At 43.8% G+C, this 25319-nt stretch carries 24 protein-coding genes; 4 read left to right on the forward strand and 20 right to left on the reverse strand.

What is annotated here, in order from left to right:
* Nucleotide 1 precedes the first annotated feature (1 nt).
* The 11 genes from BUA17_RS09095 to metH form a co-directional block, all read right to left on the reverse strand.
* Nucleotides 2-1024, reverse strand: a complete 1023-nt coding sequence (locus tag BUA17_RS09095; RefSeq protein WP_063562848.1) for an SAF domain-containing protein — start codon at nucleotides 1022-1024, stop codon at nucleotides 2-4.
* Nucleotides 1025-1050: 26 nt separating this feature from the next.
* On the reverse strand, nucleotides 1051-2529 hold the full coding sequence (locus tag BUA17_RS09100) for a serine/threonine protein kinase (protein WP_072733293.1): 1479 nt from the start codon (nucleotides 2527-2529) through the stop codon (nucleotides 1051-1053).
* Between the two features lie 179 nt (nucleotides 2530-2708).
* The gene (locus BUA17_RS09105; protein ID WP_072733294.1) at nucleotides 2709-3758 is read right to left on the reverse strand and encodes an SAM-dependent methyltransferase; all 1050 of its coding nucleotides are present in this window, start codon (nucleotides 3756-3758) and stop codon (nucleotides 2709-2711) included.
* A gap of 6 nt (nucleotides 3759-3764) precedes the next feature.
* Complete coding sequence (locus BUA17_RS09110) at nucleotides 3765-4544, reverse strand: ABC transporter ATP-binding protein (RefSeq protein WP_072733295.1); 780 nt, start codon at nucleotides 4542-4544, stop codon at nucleotides 3765-3767.
* Nucleotides 4541-4858 (reverse strand): thioredoxin family protein, encoded by a 318-nt coding sequence (locus tag BUA17_RS09115; RefSeq protein ID WP_053780884.1) that lies wholly within the window; start codon nucleotides 4856-4858, stop codon nucleotides 4541-4543. The genes BUA17_RS09110 and BUA17_RS09115 overlap by 4 nt, the downstream gene beginning before the upstream one ends.
* Nucleotides 4858-5196, reverse strand: coding sequence for a cyclic-phosphate processing receiver domain-containing protein (locus BUA17_RS09120; RefSeq protein ID WP_063562852.1), 339 nt, complete (start codon nucleotides 5194-5196; stop codon nucleotides 4858-4860). Before BUA17_RS09120 ends, BUA17_RS09115 begins: the two co-directional genes overlap by 1 nt.
* A 20-nt stretch (nucleotides 5197-5216) precedes the next feature.
* A complete protein-coding gene (locus BUA17_RS09125) occupies nucleotides 5217-6065 on the reverse strand; it encodes a deoxyribonuclease IV (protein WP_063562853.1) in 849 nt (282 codons plus the stop codon).
* Nucleotides 6055-6876: an Fpg/Nei family DNA glycosylase gene (locus BUA17_RS09130; RefSeq protein ID WP_063562854.1), complete on the reverse strand. Its 822-nt coding sequence runs from the start codon at nucleotides 6874-6876 to the stop codon at nucleotides 6055-6057. Before BUA17_RS09130 ends, BUA17_RS09125 begins: the two co-directional genes overlap by 11 nt.
* Nucleotides 6877-6883: 7 nt before the next feature.
* Nucleotides 6884-7693: a TIGR01457 family HAD-type hydrolase gene (locus tag BUA17_RS09135; protein ID WP_063562855.1), complete on the reverse strand. Its 810-nt coding sequence runs from the start codon at nucleotides 7691-7693 to the stop codon at nucleotides 6884-6886.
* Nucleotides 7694-8047: 354 nt separating this feature from the next.
* On the reverse strand, nucleotides 8048-8986 hold the full coding sequence (gene rnz / locus BUA17_RS09140) for a ribonuclease Z (RefSeq protein ID WP_072733296.1): 939 nt from the start codon (nucleotides 8984-8986) through the stop codon (nucleotides 8048-8050).
* A 74-nt stretch (nucleotides 8987-9060) separates the two neighbouring features.
* Entirely contained in the window at nucleotides 9061-12501 is a 3441-nt protein-coding gene (metH, locus tag BUA17_RS09145) for a methionine synthase (RefSeq protein WP_072733297.1), read from the reverse strand.
* A 178-nt stretch (nucleotides 12502-12679) separates the two neighbouring features.
* Between metH and BUA17_RS09150 the strand changes: the two genes are divergently transcribed.
* On the forward strand, nucleotides 12680-13225 hold the full coding sequence (locus tag BUA17_RS09150) for a cupin domain-containing protein (RefSeq protein WP_063562857.1): 546 nt from the start codon (nucleotides 12680-12682) through the stop codon (nucleotides 13223-13225).
* An 89-nt stretch (nucleotides 13226-13314) separates the two neighbouring features.
* On the opposite strand, the gene BUA17_RS09155 is transcribed toward BUA17_RS09150, so the two are convergent.
* From BUA17_RS09155 to BUA17_RS09190, 8 genes are all read right to left on the reverse strand, one after another.
* On the reverse strand, nucleotides 13315-13989 hold the full coding sequence (locus BUA17_RS09155) for a GntR family transcriptional regulator (protein ID WP_063562858.1): 675 nt from the start codon (nucleotides 13987-13989) through the stop codon (nucleotides 13315-13317).
* 104 nt (nucleotides 13990-14093) lie between these two features.
* Nucleotides 14094-15725, reverse strand: coding sequence for an ABC transporter substrate-binding protein (locus tag BUA17_RS09160; protein ID WP_072733298.1), 1632 nt, complete (start codon nucleotides 15723-15725; stop codon nucleotides 14094-14096).
* A 69-nt stretch (nucleotides 15726-15794) separates the two neighbouring features.
* Nucleotides 15795-16664 (reverse strand): carbohydrate ABC transporter permease, encoded by an 870-nt coding sequence (locus BUA17_RS09165; RefSeq protein ID WP_024630394.1) that lies wholly within the window; start codon nucleotides 16662-16664, stop codon nucleotides 15795-15797.
* Nucleotides 16665-16676: 12 nt separating this feature from the next.
* A complete protein-coding gene (locus BUA17_RS09170) occupies nucleotides 16677-17639 on the reverse strand; it encodes an ABC transporter permease (RefSeq protein WP_072733299.1) in 963 nt (320 codons plus the stop codon).
* Nucleotides 17640-18182: 543 nt separating this feature from the next.
* The gene (locus BUA17_RS09175; protein WP_072733300.1) at nucleotides 18183-18989 is read right to left on the reverse strand and encodes an HAD family hydrolase; all 807 of its coding nucleotides are present in this window, start codon (nucleotides 18987-18989) and stop codon (nucleotides 18183-18185) included.
* Between the two features lie 27 nt (nucleotides 18990-19016).
* Nucleotides 19017-19529: a hypothetical protein gene (locus BUA17_RS09180; RefSeq protein ID WP_072733301.1), complete on the reverse strand. Its 513-nt coding sequence runs from the start codon at nucleotides 19527-19529 to the stop codon at nucleotides 19017-19019.
* A 126-nt stretch (nucleotides 19530-19655) separates the two neighbouring features.
* Nucleotides 19656-19865, reverse strand: a complete 210-nt coding sequence (locus tag BUA17_RS09185; protein WP_024630398.1) for a DUF896 domain-containing protein — start codon at nucleotides 19863-19865, stop codon at nucleotides 19656-19658.
* A gap of 96 nt (nucleotides 19866-19961) precedes the next feature.
* Nucleotides 19962-20339 carry a LysM peptidoglycan-binding domain-containing protein gene (locus BUA17_RS09190; RefSeq protein WP_072733302.1) on the reverse strand — a complete coding sequence of 126 codons (378 nt, stop codon included), beginning with the start codon at nucleotides 20337-20339 and terminating at the stop codon, nucleotides 19962-19964.
* A 304-nt stretch (nucleotides 20340-20643) separates the two neighbouring features.
* Between BUA17_RS09190 and lexA the strand changes: the two genes are divergently transcribed.
* Nucleotides 20644-21270, forward strand: a complete 627-nt coding sequence (lexA, locus tag BUA17_RS09195) for a transcriptional repressor LexA (protein WP_024630400.1) — start codon at nucleotides 20644-20646, stop codon at nucleotides 21268-21270.
* A gap of 111 nt (nucleotides 21271-21381) precedes the next feature.
* On the opposite strand, the gene BUA17_RS09200 is transcribed toward lexA, so the two are convergent.
* A complete protein-coding gene (locus BUA17_RS09200) occupies nucleotides 21382-22683 on the reverse strand; it encodes an aldehyde dehydrogenase (protein WP_072733303.1) in 1302 nt (433 codons plus the stop codon).
* 550 nt (nucleotides 22684-23233) lie between these two features.
* Here BUA17_RS09200 and BUA17_RS09205 point away from each other — a divergent pair.
* Together BUA17_RS09205 and BUA17_RS31450 are read left to right on the forward strand one after the other, a co-directional pair.
* On the forward strand, nucleotides 23234-23893 hold the full coding sequence (locus tag BUA17_RS09205) for a CatB-related O-acetyltransferase (RefSeq protein WP_072733304.1): 660 nt from the start codon (nucleotides 23234-23236) through the stop codon (nucleotides 23891-23893).
* Between the two features lie 616 nt (nucleotides 23894-24509).
* Nucleotides 24510-25280, forward strand: coding sequence for a hypothetical protein (locus BUA17_RS31450; protein WP_072733305.1), 771 nt, complete (start codon nucleotides 24510-24512; stop codon nucleotides 25278-25280).
* Nucleotides 25281-25319: the final 39 nt, after the last annotated feature.

The following is a 25319-nucleotide window of genomic DNA, read 5'->3' on the forward strand; positions in this document are numbered from 1 at the left end:
TTTACTCCCCGCCCGTCAGCAAGCTTTTCTGCTCATCCGCACTTGAAGCAGATGCTGAAGAATCATTGCTCCCTGTACCCGTCGTTCCGCCGCTACCAGAACCATCATTCCAGATGACCCCATCAGTAGATGAAGAGTTATTCGCTCCAGGGCGACTATTGTATGAAACGGAGGACTGTGCAACGTCCTGCTCCACACCTTGGGAGGGCGCTGAGATGGATGCGGCGAGTGAGCTTTCTAACGAACTCCGTACTTGCCGCGCTAACTCCACTTCAGCCCGACGTACAAGATTAGGATCACTCTCCAGCAGTTTTAACACTTCATTGTTAGCAGGGTATGTCGGAATCGCTGGTGTCTGGAACTGTGGTTCTACATAGGTTAAGGCATAGATTGAAGCTTTATGTAAATAGGCATCTACAATTGCACTTGAAAGGGAAAGGATCTCCTCCTCCGTCATCGTAATCCATAGTGTAGCTGCATTTAATCTTTGGACTTTCTTTTTGGACAGGAGAATGTAGTCTTGACCCGTTGGAAACTGAATACGAATATCAATGATGTCTCCCTTAGCAAGTGAAGAAGGTAATAACACAACCTGTAGTTCACGATTCCTTAGATCCGGCGGTGCCGGGGTATCTTCATACACCATTTCAGTTGTAATGGCTGTTCCCTTTTTTAATTCTATTTTCGCCACTTGACCATCCATCTGCTTGGAGCTGGACCAAAGATTCCTTGGTGCCTGTGCATCCGGAACGGCTATGAGTTTGATATCCTCGGGCAATATCGACTCCCCTGCTTCAACATCCCGTATTGTCACCCATCCCTGTGCCCCCGAGTTCCATTGTTGCATCAATTCAGCTTCTTTTTGTTCGTAGGCTGATGAGTATCGGGCCTCCACTTCAGACCTCGTATCACTCATGGTTTTGACATTGTAAATGACATATGCCCCAAACAACAAACCGATTGCTCCTGCTCCCGTCAATCCAGCGTAAATCAGTTGACGGCTTTGTTTTCTTAATTTAGACAAAAGAGGCTCTCCTTTCGCAATCTCTTCTAATCATGTACTCTTTTTCTTGCAAAGAATGAACGTTTCTTGGGAAGCTGCCCCATCATATGAGTCAGAATATGAGCAAAAACCTTATCCATCTGCGGTTCCCGATCAAAGGGATCGATATGTAAAGGCAGACCGTAGACACTGGAAGTGTCCAACGTTTTGCGCATGCGCTGAACTGCGTCAGCTGCTGCGAGTGGCAGGCAGTAGATCCATTTGTCTCTCGGGTACCGGTTGTGTGAACGGACAAAAGATCCAATCTCAGCTTGTCTCCATTCGGCACCCGAACCTATAACAATGGGCAAGTCAGCTCTGAGAAATTCTTCAAGCCGGTTCTGATCCTGACCACTGCCCAGATCCATCACAATGAACTGATAGCTGCCTCCCAATAAAGACAGGATGTCTGCACGTCCCGATTGTTTCCAGTAATGTACACCATCCACTGCAAACTGTCTGCCTGCTGGCACGGGTTTACCTGCATGTGCGACTTGTTGAATCCGTGCAAACGATTGGGAACGTGGCGACATCTCGATTATGGCCACTTTGAAGTTATGCCGCTCCAGATAGTGACTGATGGCTATGGCCGTATGTGTAACCCCAACTCCGGATGATGCCCCCGTCAAAGCGATCACTCTTGTCCCTCCGCTTATCGTCACCGTCGTTTCTGAACCACCAGCCGCTATTCCCGGTCTGCGCAGCAGCTCCTTACGAACTTCATCAGCCGATTGAAAGCGCTCATTCGGATTCAGTCGCAACAACCTTCTCGCAACAGGAATATAGGTACGTGGAACATCACTGCGAATGGAGCTCTCAACTCCCTGAATCCATTCCGTATAAGTTCCACAAGTCATGAGATAGAGCAACAATGCTCCAAGCCCGTACAGGTCAGAACGCGCATCAGTCTGTCCTGAACCATATTGTTCTGGTGCAGCGAAGCCGGCCGTTCCCAATTTAACCGTATCATCGACTCTTTGTGCTTTATAGCTCCGCGCTATCCCAAAATCAATCAGTCTCACTTCATGTTCCGGTGTAATCATAATGTTGGATGGTTTCAAATCCCGATAGATGACAGGTGGGTCCAGACTGTGCAAATAACTTAATACATCCAGCAGCTGAAGCACAAACTCGGTCATATGTTCAAGCGGAATCTTCCCCCGACATTGCTTGAAATAGTCACTAAGTGTCAATCCCTCAATGTACTCCATAACAAGATAGGTATACCCCAGCTCATCCGGTACAAAAAAATCTACGATTTGCGGTAATCTGGGATGCCTCAGAGATGTAAGAAGAGCAGCTTCTGACTCCATACTGCCTTCGTATGGCATCGCCGTCACGCTTTCTTTGATCGCCCAGGTTTTGCCTGGCAACTTCAAATCCTCTGCTTCATATACATGACTCATTCCACCCGAACCGAGAATGGACACAATACGGTACCTTCCCCCCAGCAGGCTTCCACGCTCGAGCCTAGCCGGATGTCTCATATAGACTCCTCCTTGTGTGCATAACAAAAAAGGGAAAGCTTCACCGAAGCGGAACAGACCGGATATCCGGACTCTTCACTTCGGGATGCTTTCCCTCAACTTGTTATGGTTAATATTGGTATCATTATAGTATAGGCAATAAGGTATTGTAAAGCATAAAGTTTAATGCCTTTAATAACTTAATACTTAATCATATATAGCGTGATTTCTTCACGGTTGTGAAACAACTGTTTGGAACGCTGAATCTGCATCCGGGAGCGCTCAAATGTATCGATGACTTCTTTAATCAAAGCGAGCGGCTTCTTATGCAATAACTTCACCGTTACAACTGCTGTTCCCCCTGATTGAAGACTGTATAACAGATCCGATATAAGACGGCTCATCAGCTTGGGGCTCCAGCTCATATCACATACGAGCAGATCAAATTCCCCTTCGCGGAAACGTACATCACCGGCATTTTTTTTCAAAAAGGTCAGTTTGGGCGATTCCAGCAGGGTCGCATCCATCTTGGCCGGATCAACAGCTGTAACTTCAAGCCCGCGCTCAAGCAGGAAAGAGGTCCATCCACCTGGTGCAGCACCGATGTCCAATGCTTTGTGAAAAGAAGTAAAGTCGATGCCAAATGTCTGCTCCGCTTCAAGCAATTTGAATTTGGCGCGGGAGATTTGCCCCTCTTCCTTCTGAAAACGAACTGCTCCGCCACTCCAGTCCGACAGATTTTGATCAGGTCTGGATACACCGGCATATAACATGTCATCTGTTACGAAGACAGATATAACATGATCCGCATCACGAACAACCCACTCACACCCAAGATCATCCAGCTTCTCAGTCAATAGCTGTTTCAAAGAAGCAGCGTTCTCCTGCCAGAAGGCACCTTCGGTTTTACGAACTTGTAATGTAACTTTAGTGCCTGTTAACTCCGTATGGTTCAACACAAATGAAATCAATTTTTCCATTGCTTGCGCTGAATCTTCCGTATTTTCCTGAAATTGAACAGGTTGAATATGACGTAAAAACGTCGGGCTTTCTTCCAAAAGCTTGATCGCTACCTCTTCTTCCGCAATCGGAAGACCGGCAAGCAGAATCTCACCTGGTACGAGTACCGTGCTCTTTACTGCCCCGAACGTACGGCGCAATTCCTCCTGAGCATAGGGCGCAAAACCATGATTGGCTGTGCAAATAAAACGGGAGAAGTCTCCTTCACCCCAAGATGACTGTGTACTCAAAATGTGTTACCCTCCAGAACGTACGCGAATCCAGGGACGTCCATCATCCCACTGGATATCAACCGGAACATCGTACGTATGCTTAATTGTATCTTGTGTTAAAACTTCATGTTTGGGCCCTGCCGCAGCAATACGTCCATCGCGGATCAAGGCCACGTGTGTGAACAAAGGTACGATCTCTTCGACGTGATGAGTCACATAAACGACAGTGATATTTCGCTTACGCAGTCGATCAATTTCGGCCAACATTTTCTCGCGTTCATACAGATCGAGTCCGGCACAAGGCTCGTCCATAATCAGCAATTTGGGATCTGCCATCAATGAACGAGCCAGCATCACTTTTTTGCGTTCTCCTTGAGAAAGGGTGCCGAGCGGATGATTAGCCAGTTTTGCAAAGCCCATTTCATCAAGCAGGTTCAATGCTTTGGCCTTCACATCATCCGGGATCGTTTGATAGAAACGCAAAAAAGCATAAGCTCCTGTTGCGACAACTTCCCACACCGGATCTCGAGGTGTCAGTTTCTCAATCAATGTCTGACTGATATAACCAATTTCTTTCCGAACCTCCCGCACATCACATTGACCATACAGATTGCCCAATACTTCAATGCGCCCCTGACTTGGAAACATATATCCATTCATCATTTCCAGCAGCGTTGTTTTACCTGAACCATTACGCCCAAGAATCACCCAATGCTCGCCTTCTTTAACATGCAGATCAACGTCATCCAGAATCTGATTGTCTTCCCTTCTAAGAGAGACATGCTCCATCGAGATTACACTCATTTTAGCACCGCCTTTCGGATTTCCCCTAACAGATGCTCGACAGAGTTCATCCGATAAACCATTCTGGGCACATCATGTTCTCCATCAAACAGCATAACCGCAGGCACGCTCGAAATCTGAAACTGCTGTACAAGTTCCGGGATATCGTGAATATTCATCTCGGTCAAAATCCCTTCGGGCAGCAAATGTTCGGCGATCTCAAGCATTCGACGCGCTGCTGCACAAGTTCCGCATAGCGGGGTATAGATAAATACAGCCTGAGGCATGCCTTCCCATACACCACGCATTAACATTTTGGTCGTAATCGGCTTCATCAGCTTTCTTCTCCCGCAGCAACTCGCAGCATAACCTCGCCCGACATCGGACCATTATGGACGGTAACAGAGTCTGGTTTATTGCTGTACAACAATTCGTACATCTGACGTTTGCCATACATGCTGGACGTGTGCAAATAGATCTGGCGTGGAAACAAACCTTCCCGGACGATCGAAGCAGCAACTTCTCCGCCATTCGGTGAATCTGGACCCAGTTCAAAATCCAGGGATAGAATGTCCACGTCACCTTCTCTAAGCAGCATCAGGCATTCTTCTGCATTGGTAGCCAGAACAAACCCTTTCGGACATGCCCGGTAATCATCCAAAAAAACATGCATTACAATCGCTCCTCTCCCATTTAAAGCCAGGAACGCATGAGTTCAATGTCACCACGGTGTGTTCCATCTTCGCCTGATTCTGTTTCCAGGACAACTACCGCTTGCTGAAATTCAGGCGCACATAACAGTTCCTGCATGGCTTTTTTCCCTATATAACCCTGTCCAATCCGTGCATGTCTGTCCTTGCATGAACCGGAAGGATATTTCGAATCATTAAAGTGAACAGCCGCAAGAGCATCCCAGAATCCCAGCAGTCTGCCTTTCTCCAGCATGGATGCCTCATTGCCTGACGTCCACATGCCTGAAGCAAAAGCATGACACGTGTCAAAACAAAAAGCAATATGTTCAGGATACCGGCTTAGCTTACGAATCTGTATCAACTCTTCCATCGTCGTACCCATGGGACCATGATCCCCAGCCTGATTTTCAAGCAGAACCTTAGCCTGTCCATCCCAATCTGCTAAAGCGGCATCCAGACAGGATATGAGATTCTGATATCCTTCAAGTGGTTCATTGCTCTTGAGATGTCCAAAATGGACTACAGTCCCTACTGAACCGCAGGCATCTGCAATATGCAGATCATTTTGTATCGATGCGATGGTTGCATGAAAACCCGCCTCTCCTCGGGTTTTGCCCAAAGCTGGATTCGTGGGATAGGGTGAGTGGGCAATGGAAGATATCCCCTGCTTCTCACACCAATCCCGACACTGTTCAGCATCTTTGAGGTCCAGTTCTTTCAAGCCAAGGCTCCGCGGGTTCTTCGGAAAATATTGAAATGCCGTAGCCCCCATCTCATATGCTCGCTTGGCTGCCTGAAGAAATCCACCTCTGGTGCTGACATGTGCCCCGATTCCACTTTTAAGCCTCATGCTGGCAATCCGGACAGAAGAAAGCCTTCTTGCCCGTAATTTCCACGCGAGCTATCGTTCCCCCACAACGAGGACAAGTTTCCCCTTCACGATCATACACTCGGCACTGCTCGTCAAAACTTCCCGTCTTGGTATCTCCCTGCATCAACGGCATTTCCATATAACCGCCTTCCGAGGCAGCTTCCCGCAACACGGATTGCACAGAATGGTACAAACGTGCTGTGAGTTCAGACGAAGCAGCAATATTTTGCGTCTTGGAGCTTGGTCTCAGGCCTGCTGCAAATGCAATCTCATCCGAATAACAATTTCCGATTCCAGCAATAATGTGTTGATTAACCAGTGTAGTTTTGAGTGTACCCCGGCGTCCTTTCAACAGGGCAGCAAAACGTTCTGCATTCATGCGCCGATCAAGAGGTTCAGGTCCAAGGTCAGACATGGCCTCTTCCGTCTCTTTGGAAGTAAGCAGATGCAGATATCCTAAACGGAGCCCGATAAAGAATAAAGTATATTCTCCAAACTGAATTTCCACTTGAGTGGAACGATCAGGGCGTTCAGCTTCTGTACCCCAGAAAATCATTCCGCCCAGCATAAGGTGCAGCACAAGCCGCTTACCATTAGCCAGATGAAAAATCAAATGTTTGGCCCGGCGCTCTACAAATATGATACGATTGCCTGTCAGTTCACGGGTGAACACATCAGGATCAGTATTAATCGACTTTTCACGGTTAACCACCACACCTGTAATCGGCAAATCGAGTATTTTCTCGGACAGCAAGGTCCGGTAGTTTTCCATTTCCGGCAATTCCGGCATCGTACATCTACCCCTTCTTGGATGCTTGGCTTGTCGTCTGCGACAGCCACTCAATCAGTTTATGCAAATCTTCAAACACATGATCAGGACGAACCTTGGTCGCCTGGATGTGGCTATCCATATTGTCCCGTGTCGTTATTCCAGTAAGAACCAGCAGGGTCTCGCAACCCGCAGCTGCTCCTGCCGCAATATCTGTACGCATATTGTCTCCGATTACAGCAACTTCATCAGACTTTAAGTTCAATCGGCTAATAGCCGACTTCATAATAATACTTGACGGTTTGCCAATGACGGTAGGATGAACTCCGGTTGCTGCTTCTATCGCTGCCCCAATCGTCCCCGCTCCCGGCGTAAGCCCATCATCAGAAGGTAGCTGCAAATCAGGATTGGTCATGACAGATTTAGAACCGCCATTGATCCAGCGAAGCGCTTTGGTCAATTTATGATAGGAAAATTCACGATCAATTCCTTGTATAACGTAATCAGGTTCATCATCTGTTAGTGTAAGCCCTGCAGCTTCTATCGCTTGCAAAAGCCCTTCTTCTCCGATACAAGCCACTTTCGCACCCGGAGACTCTTGTGCCACGTATTCCGCAGCCGCCACCGCAGAAGTACATACCTGAGATGCATCAGCGGGGATACCCATCCCGTTCAGATGATCTGCCACACCTTGTGGTGTACGAGAAGAATTATTAGTCACAAATAAATAAGGCATGCCTTGTTCATTCAATGTCTGAATAAGCTTATCGGCTCCTTCGATACGATGTCTGCCATGATAGAGCGTACCATCCAGGTCGATCAGATAGGCCTTAATCATATACAGCACTTCCTTTCTTTATTCCATTAACATTTCATGTCCTTAACCATTTGCATCGAACTTCAATGCTAACCTATGTATACAGTACATAAAAATGGCTTGCTCGCATCTGCACGCAACACGTCGAACCGAATCGAACACGGACGTCTAGCCCCGCGCGTCTTCTGTACAAGCTTGTCATTTCCTGCGCTTTCCCGGAAAATAATTGAATCATTTCCCTGCTCATATTGCCCATCCTACACGCTTTCCGGCCAGATTGCAAAAGGGACCTCGGGAGTAACTTCCCCTCAGTCCCGTGCAATTAACGGCTTGTTCTCCCGTCTTGTTTGGCTGTACTGTTTCGCACATCCACCATTAGGATTCGCTCTTACGGTAAACAACTGGAATCAGCTCGTGTTCAATCGCAAGTTTCGTATTTGGGAATATCGACTGCGCTTCTTCCAGAAGTGGCTGCAACTGATCCTCATCTTTGTAGCGAGAGCTAAAATGGGTCATGATCAGCTGTCCTGCATCTGCCGCTCTCGCCGCCTCAGCCGCTTGCTTCGAAGTACTATGATAGTACTCATGAGCCGTATCAGCCAAATCATGCAGAAACGTGGCTTCGTGTACAAGAACATCCGCATTTAGTGCAAGTGGCTGTACATTTTTACATGGGCGCGTATCTCCCAAGATGGTAATGACCATCCCTCGCTTGGGTGCACCCAACACATCTTCTGGGCGAAGGAAGTCCCCGTTGTCGAGGGTAATCGTTTCTCCCCGCTTCAAGCGACCAAATAGCGGCCCCGGCTTCAAGCCATACTCAGCCAGTTTTGCAGGGTCCAAGCTGCCTGGACGATCCTTTTCGGTAATCCGATACCCGTAACTGTCGATACGATGTTCCAGCAACGCAGATTCCACAATGAAGCTCTCATCTTCGAAAAGCACTCCACCTGTATGTTCTACAATGCTTAGATCATAGTTTAGACGTGACTGGCTCAGCTCCATAGTTGTCATGATCATTCGTTCAGTTCCTGGCGGACCATACACCGTTAACGGTGTAGTGCCACCCTGATATGCTCTGCTGGAGAGCAGACCTGGAAGTCCAAATACATGATCTCCATGTAAATGGGTGATAAATATTTTCTCCAATTTGCTCAATTTAAGCGGAGAACTTAAAATTTGATGCTGGGTTCCTTCCCCACAGTCAAACAACCACAATGCTCTGCGCTCATCCAACATGCGCAGCCCTATGGAAGTTACATTCCGTTGAAGCGTAGGTACACCAGCGTTAGTTCCCAGGAAATATAGTTCCACTCTGGATCGCACCTCTTTCTGCTGCCAGCAAAAAGCCTCCGACAATGCGGAGGGCTTTGCCTGACCTTTTACTTTTAAGCCTTCTCCACGTTAAAATACTTCGCTTGCGGATGGCTGAATACCATCGCCGATACGGATGCTTCAGGTTCCATCATGAAACCTTCAGTCAGTTCCACACCAATATCCTCAGGCTGTAACAACTTAAACAGTGGCCCTTGGTCTTCCAAATCGGGACAGGCCGGATATCCAAACGATACCCTGATTCCCTGATAGCGTGCTCCATGACGTTGCTTCATGGTCATCTGTGCTGAATCCGGGAATCCCCAGATATCTCTCATCATATGATGAACCCGCTCAGCTAATCCCTCTGCTACTTCAAGCGCTACGGATTGCAGAGCATGTGAGCGAAGATAATCACCTTGCTCCTTCCAAGCTGTCGATAACTCCCTTACACCGTGCCCAGCCGTTACGACCATGAAACCAACGTAATCCATTTGTCCAGATTCCACTGGCTTCAAGAAATCGGACAGACACAGGTATGGTTCAACTTTTTGACGAGGGAACGTAAATGTATGCAAGATATTACTTGTATTCTCTGGGTCATAGATGATGACGCTGTTACCACTGGACTGAGCCGGGAAGAAACGATACATCGCATGCGCCTGAATAATCCCGTCACGAACAGCTTCCTGCATAATATCATCCACTACCGCTTTCAGGTCAGTGGCTTTCCGATCACCCGAAGCAAGTAGCTGCTCTACTGAGCCACGCAAACCAAGATGGTGACCTAGCAACATCTGCATGTTCACATACGGTAATATGTGTGATAGCGGATAGTTCCTCATAACATGTCGCTCCAGATCCGGTGGAACGAGAACCGGGTTGTCTATTGCGATATCCGAACGCTCTACCCGAGTTAGCTCGGGAAGGGATTTAACAGTTTCTGCGCCAGCTGCGTCAGCCTCTTTTTCAGCGTCCATCTCCAACTGCATCACTTCTCGAGTGCTCGGGTTCATCAGCTTGTTGGCCAAATCCAGACCGTCCATCGCATCTTTTGCATATACAACCATGCCGTTATATTCCGGGCGTATACGATTCTTGGTGAATTTGCGTGTCAATGCCGCTCCACCAACCATAATAGGTACATCAATTCCTGCTGTGCGTAAGTCCTGAGCTGTAAGAATCATCTGTTGCGCCGATTTTACCAACAGACCGGATAGACCGATCGCATCGACTTTCTCTTCTCTGTATGCCTCAATAATTCGCTCTGGTGGTACTTTTATACCCAAATTAATGATCCGGTAACCGTTATTGGAAAGGATGATCTCCACCAGGTTTTTGCCAATGTCGTGTACGTCGCCCTTTACCGTCGCTAGAATAATCTTTCCTTTAACTGACGTCTCATTCTTCTCCATGAATTGTTCCAAATAAGCTACCGAAGCCTTCATAACTTCCGCGCTCTGAAGCACTTCTGCTACGATCAGCTCATTATTGTTAAACAGTCGCCCTACTTCTTCCATGCCCCGCATCAACGGGCCATTGATTACTTCAAGGGCTTTATATTTGGCGAGTGCCTGCTCCAGATCGGGCAGCAAACCTTCTTTGCTTCCTTCAACAACATACGATGCGAGACGTTCTTCCAACGACAGGTTCGAAATCTTTTCTTTTTTCTCAACCTTTTTGTTACGGAACGCCGCTACGAAGGCAGCTAGTGTTTCGTCATTCGTATTATATAACAGCTCTTCCGAGAGTCTGCGCTCTTCTGCCGGAATGGATGCATAACGCTCTAGCTTCTCTGTGTTAACGATGGCATAATCGAGACCTGCTTTGGTACACTCATATAAAAATACAGAGTTTAGCACTTCACGCCCTGCTTCAGGCAATCCAAATGAAATGTTACTGATTCCCAGTATCGTATGACATTCAGGCATCGCTTCTTTAATGACACGAATACCTTCGATTGTTTCTTTGGCCGAACCGATATACTGTTCATCGCCCGTCCCTACTGGAAACACCAGGGTATCAAAAATCAGGTCTTCGGCTTTTAATCCATATTTGTTCACCAGCAAATCGTAAGACCGCTTGGCTACCTCCAGCTTGTCCTCACGACTAATGGCTTGACCGCGTTCATCAATCGTTCCTACAACGACAGCACCGCCGTATTTATGCAACAACGGAGTGACCAGCTCGAACTTTTCCTCGCCGTCCTCAAGGTTAATGGAGTTAATTATCGCTTTACCTTGAGAGTATTGCAGTGCAAGGTCGATGACGGCTGCATCTGTCGTATCAATCATCAGTGGCACCTTTACTTTTTTGACAACAAGTTCAAGGAACTTCTCCATGTCTTCGGCTTCTTCACGGTCCGGGTCTTGAACACAAACGTCGACAACATGTGCCCCATTTTTCACCTGAGCCCGAGCAATTTCCGAAGCTTCTTCATATTTCCCTTCAACAATAAGACGCTTGAACTTCCGTGATCCAAGTACGTTTGTACGTTCCCCAACCATGTAAGGGCGATTGTCCTGTTCAACGTAGACTGGATCAATTCCCGACAATGCTGGTGGATGTGTTCCGTTCATTTCTCTTGGAGGGTACTTGGCAAGTGTATCCCGCATTGCCCGAATATGTGCAGGTGTTGTTCCACAACAGCCACCCGCGATGTTCAACCAGCCCTGTTCGGCAAAAGCACCGATCTTCTGAGCAAGCGATTCAGGCGATTCATGGTAATTACCATTTTCATCCGGAAGCCCTGCATTTGGATAACAACTTACTGCAACTGAAGCCATTCCGGAAAGCGAGCGAATATGGTCACGCATGAATTCCGGACCTGTAGCACAGTTTAGTCCCACTGAAATTGGGTTAAGGTGTTCTAGGGATATATAAAAAGACTCAATGTTCTGACCAGCGAGGGTTGTACCCATCGGTTCGATCGTTCCTGAGATCATCAAAGGAAGCTTGATACCACTTTGTTCGAATGCCTGTTGAATTCCAATGCTACCTGCTTTTACATTAAGCGTATCTTGTGAGGTTTCGAGCAGCAGCGCATCAACGCCTCCCTCAATTAAAGCAAGCGCTTGCTCAAAATAACTGTCGATGAGCTCTTGAAAAGTTACTCCACCTGTTACTGACAGTGTTTTGGTTGTAGGTCCCATGGCACCTACCACATAACGTGGAGACTCCGGTGTCGAAAATCGATCCACGGCCGCTTTTGCAATTCTGGCTGCTTCGAGATTAATTTCACGTGCACGGTCCTGAATGTCATATTCAGCAAGTACAACAGAAGTTGCACCAAACGTATTTGTTTCAATTAAGTCAGCACCGGCTTCCAGATATTCCTCATGAATACGCTGGATTAGCTCTGGACGTGTAAGTACAAGCATTTCATTACAACCATCCAGGTCTTCTCCGCCAAAATCTGCGCCTGTGAGATCTACTTGTTGAATCATGGTCCCCATTGCACCGTCGAGGATCAATATTCGTTGTTTTAATGCATCATGTAGGCTAAGCTTATCCAATATCGTCACCTCCGCAAAACGTTAAATCTTAGTTTAACAGAAACTAACTTAATGTGAAAGATCGGGTTTGATCAGTCCCCTGGCGGTTTTTATGAAGGTAGAATGAATTTGTGAATCGACAAAAATAGCGGAATCCGATATAATAGCGATTAAACCAAGTGGAAAAGAGGGAAAGAACATGGCTGAAATTGTAATCCGAAATACGAACGAACGTATCACTGGAGACGAAAATGTTCGAAATTTCTTAAACAAATATGAAGTACTATTTGAAAAATGGGACGCGTCCAAATTAAAAACTGATCTGCAAAACAACTTTGGACTCACCGATGAACAAAAAGAAGAAGTACTAAACACATTTGACTATGAAATCAGAGACTTGGCTGCACGTCGCGGGTACCAAATCTGGGATGTAATCACGCTGTCTGAACAAACACCAGATATTGAAGAGAAGCTTGCTAAATTTGAAGAGATTCATACTCATGCTGAAGATGAAATCCGCGCAATTGTAGCCGGCAAAGGAATCTTTGTCATCAAAGCTACAGATGATGTAGGTTACTTTAATGTAGAATTGTCTCCTGGAGACGTTATCTCGGTACCTGAGAACACCCCACACTTCTTCACTTTGATGGAGAACAAACAAATCATTGCCGTGCGTCTATTTATTGAAAAAGATGGCTGGATCGCAGATCCTTACCCAGATCCAACGTTTATCAAACAAGCCTAATAAGCAAATTCTATTATTTGCTCAACAAACCCCTGTTCAATTCGAACAGGGGTTTCTGCATATTCAGATAGTATACAACATTAGATGTTCTATATAAAATAATGTGGATATTTTGCCTTCATCTTCTCTTGTTCAACAACAACTAGTCTGAGATGAGCTTCCATAACCTCAACAGCTCGCTCGGTTTCACGTTCCGTGATAAGTCGGTATATTTCTTTATGTTGTGAAATAATAACCTCTGCATCGGAATCTTCAGACAAGCGTAATAAACGAAGGCGATTAAAGGGAATATTGAGCTGCTGTAGCATTTTCCAACTTCTCATTTTTCCTGTGCCTTGAAACAATATCTGATGAAACTCTTCATCCAGTTCAAAAAGCCGATAGAAATTATTTTTCCCTATACATACTTCCTGCATGGCAATATTGGTTTCAAGTCTGAATCTGAATTCTTCCGGAAAAGAAGCACAAGCCAGAGTGACAATTTCCTTCTCCATCTTCTCTCTCATAAACCGGCCTTCTTCAACATGCTCCAGATTAATATGGGAGACAATAGTTCCACTCTGTGGAATGATATCCAGTAATTCTTCCTCGGCAAGCTTCATGAAAGCTTCACGTACTGGCGTTCTGCTTACTTGCAACTCATCCGCAATTTCCTTCTCGGAAATCTTGGTACCAGGCTCAAGTTCAAGGTGCAGAATTCGTTCCTTTATCAGATTGTATGAATAAGCCCGGGTCGAACCTCTAATCTTTTGATTAAGTGACATTCCTTAACCTCTTCCTCTCAGCCATATTCATCCATCTTAGCACAATTTGCCGTTCCACTTAAATTCCCTAAATGAAACGGCAATGGGCAAATTTCAGTTTACATCTATTGTTGCTTGTTTTCTTTGTACTTCTTATATGTGTCATTGGAAAGCTGCATATACTGAGGCAAGCCTTGGCTCTCCAGCTCTTTTACAAATGCATCAAACTCAGAAAGTTTGCGTTCTCCCAAAATGAATTTAAGCGTATTTTGATCCGAGAAATCCTTAAGCGGTGTGCTAAGCAGTGTCACCTGTTCACGATCGATATCCGAGTAAGGAATTGGAGGCTCCGCAGGAACCACTTCTTTGATATCTTTCATGTCTTGCTGGAATTTCAGTTCTTCCTCACTAAACATGGAGTGCAACAAATCTGTGGTTCCTCCATAGGCAAACACACCACCGGAGAATCCATAGTCGATGCGCAAGTCCTTTGTGCCTTTTGGATTCAATCCGTTATAGTTCACATCTTCGGCCAACTTACGAACGCCATCCTGTTTGGTGAAGGTTTCGCCTTCTACACCCCATTTGGCAAATTCTTGACCTTCATCACTATAGTATAACCAGTCAATAAATTGCATGGTTGCTTTGAAATTCTCGTTGTCTTTAATTTTCCCGGAAATCATGACACCGTTTTCAAGTCTGGAGCCGGACATCAATTGACCTTTTGGACCACCAGGAACTGTAATTTTGGCGATGGAGAAATTTCCTTCTCCCAACGTTTTGTTCATGTCATTTCGATGAAGCACTACCGTTTGCGAGTTACCATTAATAATGAAGGATTTTCCAGAAACAAACTTTTGAATAGCCTGGTCATCGTCCTGGGTGAAGCTTTCTTTATCCAGCAGCCCCTCCGATACAAGCTTGTTAAAGTAAGTTAACATTTCCTTGTATTCCGGCGTAGTCGAAGTGTATACAAATTCATCCTGATCTTCTTTATACGTTAAACCATTGCCAAATCCCCACCCAGCTTTCGTTCCAAAACTGGTAGCAGCAATATTCAAGGTACTATTAAATTGGAAACGATCTGAGAACGGAACGGAATCTGGATAGATTTCTTTTAGCTTTTTGGCGGCATCATACAATTCGTCCCATGTCTTTGGAATGGCAATGTTATTTTTCTCAAAAATATCAGTTCTCACAATAAGGGTATAGTCCGGCCAAACCTCTTCATGTAAACCTGGGAGTACATAATATTTCCCATCTTCTTGTCGAAGACCCTCAAGTTCATCCTGAAGTCCCCATTTCTCAACCTTATCTTTGAAATTTGGCATCAAATCAACATAGTCACTCACTGGCAAAATCGCACCAGAGGATACAAAAGCAGATTCTTCACCCGGATAGGTTTTCGGAATAACCAGAGGGGCATCTCCAGAGCTGATCAGAAGGGATCTTTTCTGGGGATAGTCACTCATCGGAACGATGGTAGGCTCCAGCGTGACTCCGGTTTTTTCCGTGATTTTTTGGAACAGGAGCCAATCCTTTTTGTACGGGTATGCTGGCTGATCGCTGTACAGAATAGATAGATTAAATGGTTCAGCGGCTTTGAAGGTCTCTCCTACACCATAGGATTCCATGGCCCCCTTGGATTCTGGTTCAACTTTCTCTCCACCAGCACCGCTGCTACATGCTGCCAGAACGACACTCATCATTGTTGCCAATACCATCTTGCCTACAAGCTTACGTGGTCTATGTTTCATTCAATTCTCCCCCTGCATGTGGTTTAGATTGGCCTTACAATCAAGATGTTGAACTATATCGGGTTAGGATTACTGTTTAACAGATCCCAACATGATACCGGTTACAAAGTATCTTTGAACAAATGGATAAATCGTTAAAATAGGCAAAATGGTGAGTACCATCGTGACCGATTTGATATTTGCAGAAATTTGAGTCAAATTATCCGCTGAAGCACCAGCCGAAGCACCTCCCGTTGCACCTGCAATCATGTTGCGCAAGTAGATCGTAACGGGAAACAGTTCCTTTTTGTCGAGATACAGGAAGGCAGGAAACCAGGAGTTCCAGTGTCCCACAGCGTAAAACAGAACCATCGTTGCCATGACAGCTTTACTCAACGGTAGAATGATCCGTAACAAAATGCCATACGTATTCAAACCGTCAATGGCTGCCGCTTCCTCAAGCTCCTCAGGCATGTTTTCGAAAAATGATTTCATAATTAACATGTTATAAATGCTGATTGCCCCAGGCACAACCAGTGCCCACATCGTGTTATTGAAGCCCAGAGAGTTAATCAGGACATAGTTAGGAATCAAGCCGCCACTGAAAAACATCGTGAACACAGCGAACATCGTCAAAAATTTTCGTCCCATCAATCTTTTCTTGGATAGGGCATAAGCGAAGATGGTCGTCATGAACATGGAAATCAAAGTACCTACAACGGTATATATAATTGTGTTTTTATAGTTGGTCCAGAACATGCTGTCGCGAGAGATGGTCTTGTAGGTTTCTACATTAAATCCTCTTGGGATAATGCTTACCTTGCCTGAATTGATATAAGCCTCGCTACTGAAAGATTGGGCCACGACATTCAGAAACGGATAGAGCGTGATGAATACCACAAGCAGCAAAAAGATAGCATTGAAAACTTTAAATACTTTGTATGATTTTGATTCCAGCATATTGCTCCTCCTTTACCACAAGCTTCGTTGTGTCAGTCTGCGTGAAATGGCATTAACCGAGAATACCAGGATCAGTCCAATAATGGATTCGAACAAACCAATGGCGGTAGCATAGCTGAAATTGCTCGACTGCAAACCTACCCGGTACAGATAAGTAGAAATCACGTCAGATGTCTCGTAGATCAGCGGATTGTAAAGGAGCAAGATTTTCTCAAATCCAACCGCAAGGAAATTACCCATGTTCAAAATCAGCAATGTAACGATCGTTGGCAAAATGCCCGGTATGGTTATATGGAGGGTTTGCTTCCAACGGTTCGCACCATCGATCCGCGCAGCCTCATACAAAGAATCATCAATTGTTGTCAATGCAGCTAAATATAGAATGGCTCCCCACCCCATACCTTGCCAAACCTCAGAGGTGATATAGATTGTTCTGAACCATTCTGCACGTTGCATGAAAGGAATGCTGTCTCCAGTAAAGAATGATACCATTCCGTTAATAGAGCCATTAACAGCCGTTAATTGCAGAATCATTCCGGCAACGATAACGATGGACAAGAAGTGCGGAAGATACGATGCGGTCTGCACAAACTTTTTGAAACGTTTGCTTTTCACCTCATTCAGCAGCAATGCAAAAATGATCGGAACTGGGAAGGTGAAAAGTAACGCAAGTCCACCGAGCATAAGTGTGTTCCCAAATACTTTCCAAAAGGTTGGGTCTTGAATGAACATCTGGAAATACCTGAATCCAACCCACGTCTCTCCAAAAATACTGCCTCCTGGTACAAATCGTCTAAATGCGATTACGTTACCGAGCATGGGCCCATATTTGAAAATAATAAGATAGATAATTGGAAGAATTAACAGTGAGTACAGCTGCCAATCTTTGCGAAGCAGAGCTGTAATAGTTCTCAACCTGCTTTCTTTACGTAAAGATGTCATCGTTAGCGTGGTTTTAGTGGTTTCCGACTCCATATGTTATTTCACTCCGATCCTAAGCTTGATAAAATAAAAGCGTTTTCGATCAATTCTTATCATCTCTTCTTTTTGTAGAAGACAAGTAATCAGATGAACTTCACCCCCACCAGTAGAATAAAACAAATAATGTAAGCGATATCAATTATGGAGATCACTAGAGACACATATTGGTTAAGATGCTTATCCTCATTTTCTTACTAACCACTTCATGTTGTATTTCCAGAACTAAATGGTTACTTCGATTATGTAAAGCGCTTACAAACAATGTGAAAATTATAGCGAATAACTCCCGCTTCCACTTCATTCAAGTAAGTCAACAGATATTCGCTACATTCATTCGCATACTAGTCATACTAGTATGTTAGTTATATTCTAAATCAGCAGTTCTATAATTTCAATAACTTTTAATAAAAAATTTCATCTTTTGTTATTACGGTATAGTTCAAGCTGTCCCAACACAAAAAAACATTGTTAGGTTTTATGGATAAAATACATCTCATAAAACCTAACAATGTTTGAGTAGTACACTAAAAATACGATTTATGATGCACTCATTGAGAATTCAGCAATGATTCGTTCCAATTCGGATAAATGCTTGATTTGATGGTCAGGCACATACGATTCGGTATTCTCTTTATTCTCACGGTTAATCCAAACAGATTGAATACCTGCAGACAATGCTCCACGAATATCAGTCGTAAGCTTATCTCCAACCATCATACTCTCCTCAGGTTGCACTCCCAGCTTACTCAATGCGTGCTCGAAGATCGAAGGATCAGGTTTGCCTTTACCGAACGAACCCGAGATAATAATTTCGTCAAAAAAAGGAGCCAATTCAGGAACGCCATCAAGTTTCTCTTGTTGTAAAGCAGGACAGCCGTTGGTTAAAAGCAAAAGCTTGAACTTCCCTTGTAGATGACTCAACGTTTCCATCGTTTCTTCATAGACATGGGGTCTTGACCTCCGCTCCGCCCCAAATTGTAAGGCGAGTTGTTCCGCCAGATCTTCACGATCAACCCCCAGCTTTAACAAGCCACGACGCCATGACTCTTTACGATATGCGGGTGCGAGCTGCTCCAACTGGCGAAACTCCGGCTGATCCCCACCCGTGAAGTTAGCCCAAAGACCTTCAAACGGGTTAATCCCAATCATTTTGGTAAACGAAAAAGTTTCATAAGACTCATACAGATTACGTGCCTCATTACGAACAGCTTCTTCAAGGTCTTCGGGTTTAACGCCCGTCTCTTGCGCTGCGATCAAGCAAGTCTCATGAAAGGCCTCTCGAACACTGCGCTCATCCCACAGTAAAGTATCATCTAGGTCGAACAAAATCGCTTTTAACGCCATTTCGGTCATCTTCCCCTTTATGCAAAATTACTTTTTCTCGTATGTTTCCACGGTGATCTGATGTGCTTTGGCGAATTTCAGAAGACGTTCAGTAATTGCATCAGTATCATAACGATTCAGTAGTTTGGTAAATACCCATCTCTTACCTCGTGCATTATGCTCAATCACAACCGTACCTGGCTCAATTCTGAATTTCACGATATCGTCGACTCCAATTGAACGCTCACGGTTCCCTTTTGTCGTCAAAATCCGGTTACTTCCTATTTTGACATAAGGACGACGGAGCATGAAGATGACTGCCAAAAATACATACAGCAACAAGGTCACCCAGTCCCAAGTGGTCATCGGAGCTTTGACAAGAAATGTACTCATAAAGAGGTACAGGAATGCTAGTCCGATCAGAAAAATAGGAAACAGAAGACTGCGTCCTTTAAATACGTCCTCACCTGGTGTGCCAGAAACCGGTTTACCGCTTTTTTTACGTTGCTGATTCAACTGCTTAGAATTTTTTCGAACCGTTCTCTCGAACGAACGCGACATGAGAATCCCCCTTAGATGTTCTTTGTATCGGCTTACATAACTGCAAACCAACATTTCCCCCTATAATTTGCAACCTCTAGATAACAGGAAAAAACCTAAATATCATAATGATATCATTAGGTTTCCTTAATGTTTGAGTTTGCCTTGGTGGCCTTGATCGTTCTCATCATCTACAATTTCAATCGTATCCAGTTGTTGTCTGAAATTGCTTCGAATGTTATTCAAATAGATTTCTCTAAGTTTGGCACGTTCAGCGAGCTCTTCCTCTGTCAATCCAGTGGATTTTTGCTTACGGGCCAATTCATTAATACGTGCTACCAGACTATCTATATCCAAGCTTGTCCCCTCCAAAAATACAAAGTCATATTAACTTTGACATGTTAAGGGCAGCTTGTCAAGCTGACACGCATTAGCGCGTGTGGATATGCAGCTTTAATCTGTGAATTGAGGCAGTATTAAGACTTGCCCCACCTGTATTGAAGTTGAATGAAGTTGATTCACTTTCTTGATTGCTTCTATATATACACGTGTATCCATTGTTTCAGGTTTGTGATCCAATGATATACTCCATAGTGTATCTCCTTGTGAAACTGCCATCTTCCCTCCAGGCAATAAATCGTTCTCATTGCCAGCGAACACAGTGAGTACTGTACTGCATCCAACCAGTATAATTAAGCTTACGATTATTAATTTCAAGACCCAAGTTGGGACATTACCTTTTGCAAAAACCTTCTTAAAATTCCTTATGTTAGTTTCAACCACTTCTGAACGCACCGGTTCGTAAATGCTTTGATAAGTAGAATATCTCATTAAATATCGACCTCCAAACGTTTGTTCCTATCCGTTGAAATTAATATAACACGAACACATGTTTTGTACAATGACTTTTTAGAACAATTGTTCGCTTTTTTTTATCGATACTACATTCTATTATCTTTCTTCTATTGTATTGGAATTGTCATTTGCAGTATTTGATTAGACCAAAAGAAAATTTTCATCTTAATTTGCAAAAAAACATTGATTTTATGGCATTTTATTTAGAACTTATGTTTGTACGAACGGAGGTTCTATGTTATAATTTTCCCAAACGTTACTAAAATGGGGTTGATACGGTATGTCGAAGATATCCAGCAGGCAACAGGCTATTCTGGAGTTTATACGCAATGAAGTCCGGTTGAAGGGGTATCCTCCTTCCGTACGCGAAATTGGTGAAGCCGTTGGGTTGGCTTCCAGCTCTACAGTACATGGACATCTGGATCGTTTGGAGAAGAAAGGTCTGATTAGACGTGACCCAACCAAACCAAGAGCCATTGAACTTCTCAGCCAGGAAGAGTCAGAGCATTCACATCAGTTTGCTCACAGCGTTGCTCGCATTCCTGTCGTGGGTAAAGTTACTGCAGGGGTTCCGATCACAGCAACAGAAAATATCGAAGATTACTTCCCTCTTCCTACGCATTATGTAGGCGAACAGAAAGTATTTATGCTTTCGGTCGTGGGAGACAGTATGGTTGAAGCAGGCATTGTTAACGGAGACTATGTTATCGTACGTCAGCAGCAAACTGCAGATAACGGCGATATCGTAGTAGCCATGACTGAAGACGATGAAGCAACGGTAAAAACGTTCTACAAAGAGAAAGATCATATTCGTCTTCAACCGGAAAATTCGACTTTTGAACCGTTGCGTTTGAAACACGTTAGCATCCTGGGCAAAGTCATTGGCCTTTTCCGTGATATTCATTAATATGTATTGAAGTTGTACAGAAGTCTCACAATAAGATACATAAAGAGGTTGTCCCGTTCAACGGGACAACCTCTTTTTTTTATACAACTTATATTGTTCTACGTTAGTAGATTATTCGCTGCGTTTAAGAATGCTTTTATGATGAGAGAACACATCAAAACTCTGTTGACCATGGTAGGAACCCATTCCACTTTCTCCTACGCCGCCAAACGGAAGATAATGTGATGTCATATGAGACAATGTATCATTAATGCAACCACCACCAAAAGATACTTGATTCAGAACCTGATTCTGCAGATCCTCATCCTGAGTGAAGAGATATAATGCCAGTGGTTTTGGACGGCGAACAATCTCATCTAGCATGGGATTGAGGTCGGTATACTTAAATACAGGAAGAACTGGACCAAAGATCTCTTCTCGCATCACTGGGGATTTCCAATCCACTTCGCCCAGCACTGTTGGTTCAATGAGCAGCTGATCACGTTCAGAACGTCCACCGATCATTGCTTTGCCATCTTGGAGTAACACCGATAAACGATCAAAGTTACGTGCGTTGACAATGTGCGGGAAATCAGCATTTCTCATCACATCGTCTCCAAATTTATCCTGAATTTCTGCACCGATCAATTCCAATAATTTGTCATGTACTTCCTCGTGCACAAGCAAATAGTCTGGAGCGACACAGGTTTGCCCAGCATTCAGGAATTTACCGCGCACAATGCGCTGAGCTGCCAGCTTCAAATCTGCATCCTGGTGGACAATGACCGGACTCTTACCACCTAGTTCTAACGTAACTGGAGTCAAATGCTCAGCAGCTGCCTTCATAACAATGCGGCCAACACCTGTACTGCCTGTAAAGAAAATATAATCAAACTTTTCTTTCAACAATGCCGTACTCGTCTCGACTTCCCCTTCCATAACTGCCAGGTACTCACTAGGAAATATCTCATGAATCAAATCATAAGTCAGACGTGACACGGCTGGGGTTAATTCAGACGGCTTAATAATGGCACAGTTACCCGCAGCAATGGCTCCAATTAGAGGGCCGAAAGCCAGTTGGAACGGATAGTTCCATGGTGCAATAATAAGAGCAACTCCATAAGGTTCAGGATAAATTAAGCTTGTTCCATCAGGTATAGCAGAATTTGTAGGCACAGGTTTTGGTGTAGCCCATTCCTCCAAATGTTCCAATGCAAAATCTAGTTCACCCAACACGATCCGAATCTCAGAGCCATAAGCCTCTGTTTCAGATTTATTTAGATCCGCACGAAGTGCGTCAACAATACGTTGCTGATATTTCTCAATTCCCTGTCTTAATTGCTGAAGAGCACGAATACGGTACTCAATAGACTTAGTCTGACCTGTATAAAAAAATGCCCGCTGTTCGGCAACCAGTTGCTTCTCTTGTTCCATATTAACATCTCCAATTAATTGTCCAAAATTTAATTTCTAAAAACATAAATGAATTATAACGCAATTATATGAAACTATCAACATATAGATACTGTAAAAACAGAGCAAACAATTAAAACGCACTCTCGCTTCAACGATATGATCATAATTTAATTAACCATTCTATTTCTTATTGACTACATAAAAAGCCTTAACACTAATATGCCAAAAATTTATGCTACGAATGCCAGCTTCCTCTTTACATTCTTATTCCAGTCCCCGTTTTAGTCCAACATGATGTATCCTTCCTTCCAAATGATGGGCACGTGTTCTGTCTATATTTTCTCTCACTGAATTTTTTCTTCATTATATACACTTTGAGGGAGGATACACACTGACATCTCTTTATTAGAATAGGATTGACAAAAAAAGAGGTCATTGTTATAATCGCCCTCATATCTTAAGGAAGGATGATTCAGATGATTCGTCGTCTAAAAAAACTAAAGAATGTGGCTACCGCATCACGCTTCTAAGTTACTCAGAAATAAAACTTAGAAGCGAGGAAACTAAAATGAATATAAACCAATTTAATCACTGGTCTGAAATTAAGTATTTAAAAGATATTGTAACCAATCCATTAATCGAAGTTGGCGATTACTCCTATTACTCTGGTTATTATGATAACAATTCATCTTTTGAAGACGGATGCGTAAGATATTTATGGGGAGATGACAAATCGAGGAGCTTATTCAACCCCATTGAGGAATTTGGATGGCAAATAGATCGATTGATTATTGGTAATTATGTATGTATCGCAGCCGGTGTCGTTATTCTTATGGGAGGAAATAACAATCATCATGCGGAGTGGATCACTGTTTATCCGTTCGCTGATCAAATTAGCCATTCCTTCTCACCCAAGGGAGATACCATTATAGAAAGCGATGCATGGATCGGCATGAATGCAATGATTATGCCTGGTGTCACCATTGGTGAAGGTGCGATTGTTGCAGCAGGCTCAGTTGTAACAAAAGATGTCTCCCCTTACACGATAGTTGGTGGAAATCCTGCAAAAGAGGTAAAGAAGCGTTTCTCAGAAGAAGGAATCATGAAGTTAAAAGAAATGCGCTGGTTTGATTGGAAAAGAGAATCGATTGAATCAGTCACTCACTTGCTTTCGAGCTCTTCAATTAACGAATTATATGAGCATTATTTATCAGAAATTAAGGACTGAGCTCCTATAGACATAAAGCTAGGTAGAATAATATTCTACCTAGCTTTTTTTATATCTCCTTGCCCATAAAAAGAAAAACCCCTCAGCGCTAGAGCGCCAAGGGATTCAGCTATTAGTACAACGTGATATATTGATCGCGTTCCCATTGGTGGACTTGTGTACGGTTTACGTACGATCCCTTCATATTATTGTTTCTTTCAATATATATGCGCTATATACGACAATTAACAGGAACTAACGTTCGTATATAATCATAGCTTTTCACGACTTGGGGGATGTTTGGGGGACGAGTTGGGGGACGTCCCCTAAACTTCAAATTAACCGTTAGTACAGCTCCGATGGATCGCAAATCATATGTCCGAAACAACCCTATATAATAGAAGGAAAAAACTGAGCTCCTTGAGTAATCCCTTGGAGCTCTATCAATTATCGGCTTGCCCCGTCTCCTTTGTAGTCCTTCTTGCACCAAGTATGCTTCTCGGTGTTCTGGGTAACGAAAAAATATTCATTCACTTTTACATATTTAATTGAATATGTAGGATTTATTGTTTAGACAACCTTTGTTAATTTTTGTAATATTAATTCTTAATTAACCCTGAGGAGGAAATAAGAACCAATGAAAAGAAAGATCAATCTACTATTAATTTTCACGCTTATTTTGTCTGTGTTTATCCCTTTATCTTCTGTAAGTGCTTATACGGGTGGCTATGCTAATGGCAAAGATTCCACAATTATGATTCCTGATATCTACTTTATTACAAAGCCACATGACTCTAAAGTTGTAACAACATTAATTACCGATAATAATGAAACGACAGGAGCTTTACTTCCTAAAAATAAAATGGTAATGATTGATTTAGGAACAGATAGAACAATTGATTCCTTTAAAATTAACAGCGATTTAAAAAATATGAGAATTAACTTTTACGATAGATCGACTGGTTATTTAAGTGAGTTCACCCTAAAAGGTGGGACTGGAACACTCGAACCACTACCCAACGGAAAAGTTATAAGTAAAGTAAGATACATTACTTTGTACACAATGTCTGGAGAAGACATTAATATTAACGAACTTGACTTCTTCTATAGTAAGGATCCGAATACATCACCTGACCCTACTGATCCGGTTGATCCAGTAGATCCAGCTGCAGATCGTGCCATTCTAGTTGTAACGATGACAACAGGCCTTGAAAAAGAGTTTGATCTCCCAATGAGTGATGTAAATGCATTCCTCAACTGGTACGATGCTCGTGATGCAGGCGCTGGCCCGGCCAAGTTCGCCATAAACAAATATGGCAACAACAAAGGTCCTTTCAGCAAGCGTACAGATTACGTGATATTCGATAAGATTTTGACATTTGAAGTAAGTGAATACACGACCAACTAATTACACGACTCTGTGCTTATTGCACGGAGTCTTTTCTTT

Origin of the sequence: Paenibacillus sp. ov031 (genome assembly GCF_900143165.1) — a bacterium.
GTDB classification, from domain to species: Bacteria; Bacillota; Bacilli; order Paenibacillales; family Paenibacillaceae; genus Paenibacillus; species Paenibacillus marchantiae.